This window comes from Streptomyces sp. NPDC006925 (assembly GCF_042869575.1).
Classification (GTDB): Bacteria; Actinomycetota; Actinomycetes; order Streptomycetales; family Streptomycetaceae; genus Streptomyces.
Map to the genome: position 1 here is coordinate 408,340 of NZ_JBIAGB010000004.1, position 5,570 is coordinate 413,909.

Sequence of the window (5,570 nt, forward strand, 5' to 3'; positions counted from 1 at the left end):
TGCGCCCGCCGCGAGCAACGTGCCTCCGTCCGCGCCTCCGGCGGCGTGCGGGGCGCCCCCCCCCCCCGCCGGCGGCCGCCGCCCCGCCCCCCCCCCCCCCCCCCCCCCCCCACCCCCGGTGCGTTCGGTCACGGTCCGCGACCGCCGCCTGTCAGGACCACATCACGGCTCGCCTGGTCAGGCGCACGCCATGAGCCGCCCGGTCAGGGCCACATCGTGAGCCGTGTGGACGGGAACCACGTCATGGGTCCCTTCGTCCTGACTCACGTCATGAGTCGCGTGGCCAGGACCACGTCACGTATCGCTCTCTCAGGACCACGTCATGAGCCGCTTGGGCCGCTCCAGCACCGCCGCGGTGTCCGCCAGCACCTTGGAGCCCAGCTCCCCGTCCACCAACCGGTGGTCGAAGGAGAGCGCCAGCGTCGTGACATGCCGCGGCTTGACCTTGCCCTTGTGCACCCAGGGCTGCTCGCGGATCCGGCCGAAGGCCAGAATGGCGGACTCGCCCGGGTTGAGGATCGGCGTACCGGTGTCGACACCGAAGACGCCGACATTGGTGATCGTCACCGTGCCCCCGCTCATCGCGGCAGGGCTGGTCTTCCCCTCGCGTGCCGTACCGATCAGCTCACCGAGCGCGGATGCCAGTTCGGGCAGGGTCTTGTCCTGCGCGTCCTTGATGTTGGGAACGATCAGCCCGCGCGGCGTGGCCGCCGCGATCCCCAGGTTGACGTAGTGCTTGCGCACGATCTCCTGGTGCTCCTCGTCCCAGGACGCGTTGACGTCCGGGTTGCGCCGGATCGCCAGCAGGAACGCCTTGGCGACGAAGAGCAGCGGATTGACCCGGACCCCGGCCAGATCGGGGTCCTGCTTGAGCTGCCCGATCAGCTTCATCGTGCGCGTGACGTCCACCGTCACGAACTCGGTGACGTGCGGCGCCGTGAACGCGCTGCCGACCATCGCCTGCGCCGTGGCCTTCCGCACACCCTTCACGGGGATACGGGTCTCGCGGGCGCCCGGAGCCGCGGGCTCCGGTGCCGCTTCTGTCCTCGGTTCCGCCGCCGCGGCGACGGGTGCGGGAGCCGCGGGCGCGGGTGTCCGGGCCGGTGCCGCAGCAGCGTGCACATCGTCGCGGGTGACGATGCCGTCCGGGCCGGTCGGGGTGACGGTGCTCAGATCGACACCCAGATCCTTGGCGAGCTTGCGCACCGGGGGCTTGGCGAGCGGCCGCGGCCCGCCGGGCGCGACCGGAGCCGCGGCCCCGCTCCCGTTGCTCGCGGGGGCCGCAGCGGGCGCCGGAGCGACGACCCGCTCCGCGGCCGGAGCCGGAGCCGGTGCCGCCGTGTCCGCCGCACCGGCCGCGGGCTTGCGCGGGCGGCGCTTGGTCGAGCTGGTGCCGACGCCGTACCCGACGAGCACGGGCTGCCGCCCCTCGGGCTCGGCCTCCTCGCCGCCGGCCTGCGCGGCCTCCGCCTCACCCGCGACCTCGGCGGCCGCCGCGGGCCCGGTCTCCATCGCGGGCTGGGCGGCGGAGGCACCCCCGCCGCCGGTGCCCGTGGCCGGGCCACCGGTGTCGACGGTGATGATCGGCGTACCGACGTCGACCGTCGTACCCTCGTCGAACCGCAGCTCGTGCACCAGCCCGTTGAAGGGGATGGGCAGTTCCACCGCGGCCTTGGCCGTCTCCACCTCGCAGACGACCTGCCCGTCGGTGACCGTGTCACCGGGCTGGACGTACCACTTGAGGATCTCCGCCTCGGTGAGCCCCTCGCCCACGTCGGGCATCTTGAACTCGCGGACTCCGGCGGCCGCCTGTCCGGTCTGTGCGCTGTTGGTCATCGTCACGCTCTCCTCAGTACGCCAGCGCGCGGTCGACGGCATCGAGCACCCGGTCCAGGTTCGGCAGGTACTCGTCCTCCAGCCGGGCCGGTGGGTACGGCGCGTGGAAACCGCCCACCCGCAGTACCGGTGCTTCAAGATGGTAGAAGCACCGCTCGGTGATGCGGGCGGCGATCTCCGCTCCGGTACCGAGGAAGACCGGGGCCTCGTGGACGAGCACGAGACGGCCCGTCTTCTCGACGGAGCGCTGCACCGTGTCGAAGTCGATGGGCGACATCGAACGCAGGTCCACGACCTCCAGCGAGTTGCCCTCCTCCTCGGCGGCCGCCGCTGCCTCCAGGCAGACCTTCACCATCGGGCCGTACGCAGCGACGGTCACCGCACTGCCCTGCCGGGCCACCTGCGCGGAGTGCAGCGGCGCCGGGATGGCGGACGGGTCGACCTCGCCCTTGTCCCAGTAGCGCCGCTTCGGCTCGAAGAAGATCACCGGGTCGTCGCTCTCGATGGCCTGCTGCATCATCCAGTAGGCGTCCGAGGCGTTCGAGGGCGAGACGCACTTGAGCCCCGCCACATGCGCGAACAGTGCTTCCGGCGACTCGCTGTGGTGCTCCACCGCACCGATGCCGCCGCCGTAGGGGATACGGATGACGACCGGCAGTTTGATCTTGCCCAGGGCTCGCGCGTGCATCTTGGCGAGCTGGGTGACGATCTGGTCGTAGGCGGGGAAGACGAAACCGTCGAACTGGATCTCGACCACAGGACGGTACCCGCGCAGCGCCAGCCCGATCGCGGTCCCGACGATGCCGGACTCGGCCAGCGGGGTGTCGATGACCCGGTCCTCGCCGAAGTCCTTCTGGAGCCCGTCGGTGACCCGGAAGACCCCGCCGAGCTTGCCGACGTCCTCGCCCATGACGAGGACCTTGGGGTCGTTCTCCAGCGCCGTGCGCAGCGAAGAATTGATCGCCTTGGCGACGGGAAGCTTCTGGGCGGCCGCGGGGGCCGTGCCGGTGGCGGCCATCAGCGGCCCTCCTGGGAATCCGAGTCGGCGAACGAGGCGAGATACGAGGCGAACTGGGCGCGCTCCTCGTCGACCAGCGCGTGTCCGTCCGCGTAGGCGTTCTCGAAGATCGCCATGGTGTCGGGGTCGGGCATGGTGCGGATCGCCTCGCGCACATGCCGCCCCATGGCCTCGCTCTCCTCCTCCACACCGGCGAAGAAGGCGTCGTCGGCCAGGCCCGCACTCTCCAGGTAGACCCGCAGCCGCTGGATCGGGTCCTTGGCCTCCCACTCGGTGCGCTCCTCGTCGGAGCGGTAGCGCGTGGGATCGTCGGACGTGGTGTGAGCACCCATCCGGTAGGTGAACGCCTCGATCAGCATCGGGCCCTCACCCGCGCGGGCACGCTCCACGGCGGCCTTGGTCACCGCGAGGCAGGCCAGCACGTCGTTGCCGTCCACCCGCACCCCGGGGAAGCCGAAGCCCTGGGCCCGCTGGTAGATCGGCACCCGCGACTGGCGCTCGGTGGGCTCCGAGATCGCCCACTGGTTGTTCTGGCAGAAGAAGACCACCGGAGCGTTGTAGACCGCGGAGAACGTGAACGCCTCGGCGACGTCGCCCTGGCTGGAGGCACCGTCACCGAAGTAGGCGATCACCGCCGAGTCGGCGCCGTCCTTGGCCACGCCCATCGCGTACCCGGTCGCGTGCAGCACCTGGGAGCCGATGACGATCGTGTAGAGGTGGAAGTTGTTGGTGCTCGGGTCCCAGCCACCGTTGTTCACCCCGCGGAACATGCCCAGCAGCATCGTCGGATCCACATCGCGGCACCAGGCGACGCCGTGCTCACGGTAAGTGGGGAAGACGTAGTCGTCCGGGCGCAGCGCGCGGCCGGAACCGATCTGCGCAGCCTCCTGGCCCAGCAGCGAGGCCCACAGCCCCAGCTCGCCCTGCCGCTGCAGCGCCGTGGCCTCGGCGTCGAACCGCCGGGTCAGCACCATGTCACGGTAGAGGCCCTGGATCTCCTCGGCACTCAGATCGACGTCATAGTCCGGATGGGTGACCCGCTCGCCCTCGGGGGTCAGGAGCTGGACCAGCTCGGGCTCGGGCTGCCCGAGGCCGTCGCCGGGGGCCGGGGTGCGGGCCCCGGCCTTCGCGGGGGCCTTCGCGGGGGCCTTGCCGGGGGCCTTGGCCTTGGCAGAACCCTTCGTGGTGCTCTTGGCCGGGCTCTTTCGGGTGGTCTTCCCGCTGCTCTTGGTGCTGCCGGTGCTCTTGGCGGCCGGCTTGCGGGACGTCTTCGCCGCCGCCTTGCGGGGCGTACCCGAGGCCGTCCCGCCCTCGGGGGCCTCGGCCGTCCCGTTCCCGGCGGCCTTGCCGTTCCCGGCGGCCCTGCCGGTGGCGGCCTGGGTGGCGCGCTTTCCTCCGGTGCCGCTGCGGCGCGCGTCGCTCCGCGCGGCAGTGCTCTCCACGGTCACGTGTGCTCCTCCGTCTGTCCGGCCGCCGGGATTGCCGGTGACCTGGGGCTCCCCCACCCACTGGCGGGGGGAGGCTCGCCCGGTCCCGTGCGGCGCACGGGGTGGGAGCGTCGCGGTCGGCACCGGGCGGTGACTGCTGTCCCGGTCGCGGCCACGCTGTCCCGACCCCGGCCGGGACACCCCAGCCATGGCTGGCATCTCCATAGACGCACGAGGCGGCCCTGACCTGCAACTTTGCTCGGATATCCAAGTAAGAACGAGGAACCCCGAGCAATTGTGCGAAGAATCGGGACATCACTGGTCACGGCTTCGCGAGCCGCGGACCTCCGCACGGTAACCCGGGGTGCGGGAGCCCGGGAAGAGTGGAGAGCCGATCAATATGTGAGACTGAGAAAATGCCCGAAAATGGACGAACACGGGTATACCTGGTCGACGATCACGAGATCGTCCGCAGAGGCGTGCGCGACATGCTCGCCGCCGACCCCGGCATCGAGATCGCCGGAGAAGCCGGTACAGCGGCCGACGCGATCAGCGGAATCACCGCCACCCGACCGGACGTGGCCATCCTCGACGTACGGCTCCCGGACGGCAGCGGCATCGAGGTCTGCCGCGAAGTGCGCTCCCGCGACGAGAGCGTGCGCTGCCTGATGCTCACCTCCTACGCCGACGACGAGGCACTCCTCGCCTCCGTGGTGGCCGGCGCCTCCGGCTACGTACTCAAAGGGCTGACCGGCGGCGAACTCCTGCACGCCGTACACCAGGTCGCCGCCGGCATCTCGCTGCTCGACCCGGCCGACACCCGGCGCGTCCTGGACCGGCTGCGCGACCGGAGCACCGGCGGCCCCCCGGACGAACGGCTCGGCGCGCTCTCCGCCCAGGAGCGCACCATCCTGGGACTGATCGGAGAGGGACTGACCAACCGGGCCATCGGAGAACGGCTCCACCTCGCCGAGAAGACGGTGAAGAACTACGTCTCCGGACTGCTGGGGAAATTGGGCATGGAGCGGCGGTCTCAGGCCGCCGCGTACATTGCGCGGATCCGCGCGGCCCACGATGACTGAGCCGCGCCCCCTTGCGGGGGCGCCGCCTCCCCTTTCGCGGGGTGCGTTCCCCATCCCGTTGTTTGCCGGGTGCGGCGTTCGTTGTCGGGGGCTTCGCCCCCGAACCCCCTTTTTGTCCTCGCCGGACGGGCGTTGGGGCGGCTCCGCCCCCCAACACCCCCCGCTAGTGGGCTTCGCCCCCTAGGACCCCCAGCCGCACCCATGTGA

Annotated in this window: 4 protein-coding genes; 1 reads left to right on the forward strand and 3 read right to left on the reverse strand. The window is 71.3% G+C overall.

Features of this window, described 5'->3' with window-relative positions; translation table 11 throughout:
• Positions 1-309: 309 nt before the first annotated feature.
• Genes ACFYNS_RS09425 through pdhA form a run of 3 tightly spaced genes read right to left on the reverse strand, consistent with a single transcriptional unit; the run spans position 310 to position 4,302 of the window.
• Positions 310-1,836: a dihydrolipoamide acetyltransferase family protein gene (locus ACFYNS_RS09425; RefSeq protein WP_360297249.1), complete on the reverse strand. Its 1,527-nt coding sequence runs from the start codon at positions 1,834-1,836 to the stop codon at positions 310-312.
• Between the two features lie 13 nt (positions 1,837-1,849).
• Entirely contained in the window at positions 1,850-2,854 is a 1,005-nt protein-coding gene (locus ACFYNS_RS09430; protein ID WP_074999001.1) for an alpha-ketoacid dehydrogenase subunit beta, read from the reverse strand.
• Positions 2,854-4,302: a pyruvate dehydrogenase (acetyl-transferring) E1 component subunit alpha gene (gene pdhA / locus ACFYNS_RS09435; RefSeq protein WP_388601834.1), complete on the reverse strand. Its 1,449-nt coding sequence runs from the start codon at positions 4,300-4,302 to the stop codon at positions 2,854-2,856. Before pdhA ends, ACFYNS_RS09430 begins: the two co-directional genes overlap by 1 nt.
• A gap of 395 nt (positions 4,303-4,697) precedes the next feature.
• On the opposite strand from pdhA, the gene ACFYNS_RS09440 reads away from it, so the two are divergent.
• Entirely contained in the window at positions 4,698-5,363 is a 666-nt protein-coding gene (locus ACFYNS_RS09440) for a response regulator transcription factor (RefSeq protein ID WP_360297255.1), read from the forward strand.
• Positions 5,364-5,570: the final 207 nt, after the last annotated feature.